This window comes from Phascolarctobacterium sp. (assembly GCF_045124115.1).
Classification (GTDB): Bacteria; Bacillota; Negativicutes; order Acidaminococcales; family Acidaminococcaceae; genus Phascolarctobacterium_A.
On sequence record NZ_JBGVLF010000012.1, the window covers coordinates 1 to 2440 of the forward strand.

The window sequence follows — 2440 nt, forward strand, 5'->3', positions numbered from 1 at the left end:
GTATCTAATACTTTTACACGCTTACCAAAATCCTTACGGATGCGTTTTTGCTCAGTGTAGGAGTAGACCATGGATAAGGTGATCCTCTATTTGATCTGTTTCCGGATAAGACACGATTGCGTCTTATGTGTTTTTAGGCACCGAACCCGATCCCTCTAAAATGGGGGATCGGGTTACGTTTTTGACAGCATATTTCTATCTGCCACAGGCCCGATGCGAGCCTGTTATGTGAAGCTAGCTATTAAGCTAAAGCTGCATCTGCACCAGCGTCAACTAGAGCCTTTACTAAAGCCTCTGCGTCAGCCTTTGGCATTGCTTCCTTAACCTTAGCAGGAGCTGACTCAACTAAGTCCTTAGCTTCCTTTAGGCCAAGACCGGTAGCACCACGAACTGCCTTAATAACAGCAATCTTGTTAGCGCCAACGCCCTTTAACATAACGTCGAACTCGGTCTTCTCTTCAGCAGCAGCTGCACCAGCTGCTGGAGCTGCTGCAACAGCTGCAGCTGCAGAAACACCGAACTTCTCTTCCATTGCCTTAACTAACTCTACAACTTCAGTAACAGATAGAGCAGCAATTGCCTCAATGATTTCATCCTTAGATAAAGCCATTTTTAAACTTCCTATAAAATAACCAGGCTATGCCTGAAAAAAAACAATCGACTAAATTTAGTCTAACAAACCGCGCAGTTGAAATTATTCTGCAGCAGTCTCTGAACCAAGTTTCTCGCCCAATGCAGCAAGAGTACGAACAAGTTTGCCAGCTGCAGCCTCTTTCATGGTTGCCATTAACTGAGCGATAGCCTCGTCGTATGTTGGTAATGTTGCAAGAACATCAATGTCTTTGCTGTCGTATGCCTTACCTTCAAAAGCTAAAGCTTTAACTTCGAAAGTCTTGCACTCTTTAGCAAAATTCTTGAAGATTCTAGCAGCAGCACCTGGATGCTCAAGAGATAAACCAATAATGGTTGGACCCTTGCATGAATCCTTGATGCACTCAAACTCAGTGCCTTCTAAAGCACGGGTAAGAAGAGTGTTACGAACAACGTGTAAGTAAACATTGTTCTCACGAGCTTCTTTACGTAGTTTGGTTAAAGTTGCTACTGGAATACCGCATGAATTTGCAGTAACAGCTGACACAGCTTTCTTGGCTACTTCGGCGACTTCAGCAACGATTGCCTTTTTGTCTTCGATATTCAATGCCATTTTTAGCAGTGACTCCTGGAATGTCCATAATGGACTATACCCTTTCGGGACCACCAGAGCTATTTCTAGCTCCGCCTACGCAGGATGATTAAGGTACTACCCCCTGCGGTCTTTGGTTTGGCGGCAATGCCCCCTTTCCAAATTCTTTTATAAGCGCCTAGTACCAAGGCGCTTAGCTAACTTAAAGCTTAAATTAAGCTTGTGCGTCAGCAGCCTTGTCTGCAGCTAGGCTTGCCTTATCGATAGTTAGACCAACACCCATAGTGGTTGATACACAAACTTTCTTGATAAATGCGCCTTTAGCAGCAGCTGGCTTTAACTTAGTGATAGCTGCGATAAGAGCAGTTAAGTTCTCTGATAACTGCTGAGCAGTGAAGCTTACCTTACCGATTGAAGTCTGGATGTTACCAGCCTTGTCGTTACGGAAGCGAACCTGACCTGCTTTAGCATTCTTAACAGCAGTTGCAACGTCGCGAGTTACGGTACCAACCTTAGGGTTAGGCATTAAACCACGTGGACCTAAGATCTGACCTAACTGACCTACAACGCGCATTGCATCAGGTGATGCGATAACAACGTCGAAGTCTGCAAAGCCTTTCTTAACTTCAGCTGCTAACTCGTCCATACCAACGTGATCAGCACCAGCAGCCTTTGCCTGCTCTGCTAAATCGCCTTGGGTGAAAACTAAAACGCGAACAGTCTTACCGGTACCATTTGGTAATACGGTAGCACCACGTACGTTCTGGTCTGACTTAGTAGCATCGATACCTAACTGAATTGCAACGTCAACGCTCTCTACGAACTTTGCCTTTGCAGTAGACTTTAATAGCTCAAAACCTTCAACTGCAGCATACTGCTTGGTCTTATCAACAGCTGCACGGATTTCTTTTAAACGCTTAGCAATCTTAGCCATTGATTAACCCTCCACCTGGATGCCCATTGAACGAGCAGTACCAGCAATAGTACGAGCAGATGCGTCTAGATCTGCACCAGTCATATCAGGCTCTTTAGCCTTAGCGATTTCGCGGCACTGGTCCATAGTGATCTTACCTGCAACCTCAGTACCAGGCTTGTGAGAAGCTGACTTTAAGCCTAAGGTCTTCTTAATTAAGTAAGAAGCTGGGGTAGACTTTGATACGAAGGTAAATGATTTATCTGAGTAAACGGTGATGATAACAGGAACTGGTAAGCCCTTTTCCATGTTTGCTGTCTTAGCATTGAATGCCTTACAGAACT

Annotated in this window: 5 protein-coding genes; all 5 read right to left on the reverse strand. The window is 44.8% G+C overall.

The features are described from left to right. Nucleotides 1-71: hypothetical protein (locus tag ACJMM4_RS01490; protein WP_405382770.1), on the reverse strand; the 71-nt coding region annotated here is incomplete at its 3' end. 170 nt (nucleotides 72-241) lie between these two features. After that, nucleotides 242-610, reverse strand: coding sequence for a 50S ribosomal protein L7/L12 (gene rplL, locus ACJMM4_RS01495; RefSeq protein WP_405382762.1), 369 nt, complete (start codon nucleotides 608-610; stop codon nucleotides 242-244). Between the two features lie 84 nt (nucleotides 611-694). Beyond that, nucleotides 695-1204, reverse strand: a complete 510-nt coding sequence (gene rplJ, locus ACJMM4_RS01500) for a 50S ribosomal protein L10 (protein ID WP_405382764.1) — start codon at nucleotides 1202-1204, stop codon at nucleotides 695-697. Nucleotides 1205-1397: 193 nt separating this feature from the next. Further along, nucleotides 1398-2117: a 50S ribosomal protein L1 gene (rplA, locus tag ACJMM4_RS01505; protein ID WP_405382766.1), complete on the reverse strand. Its 720-nt coding sequence runs from the start codon at nucleotides 2115-2117 to the stop codon at nucleotides 1398-1400. A 3-nt stretch (nucleotides 2118-2120) separates the two neighbouring features. Further along, nucleotides 2121-2440 (reverse strand): 50S ribosomal protein L11 (rplK, locus tag ACJMM4_RS01510; protein WP_405382768.1); only part of this gene is annotated, 320 nt, incomplete at its 5' end.

What these genes read in the sequence shown, in the direction of transcription:
- rplA (WP_405382766.1), bottom strand. Translation starts at nt 2,117, where the DNA reads ATGGCTAAGATTGCTAAGCGTTTAAAAGAAATCCGTGCAGCTGTTGAT.
- rplL (WP_405382762.1), bottom strand. Translation starts at nt 610, where the DNA reads ATGGCTTTATCTAAGGATGAAATCATTGAGGCAATTGCTGCTCTATCT.
- rplJ (WP_405382764.1), bottom strand. Translation starts at nt 1,204, where the DNA reads ATGGCATTGAATATCGAAGACAAAAAGGCAATCGTTGCTGAAGTCGCC.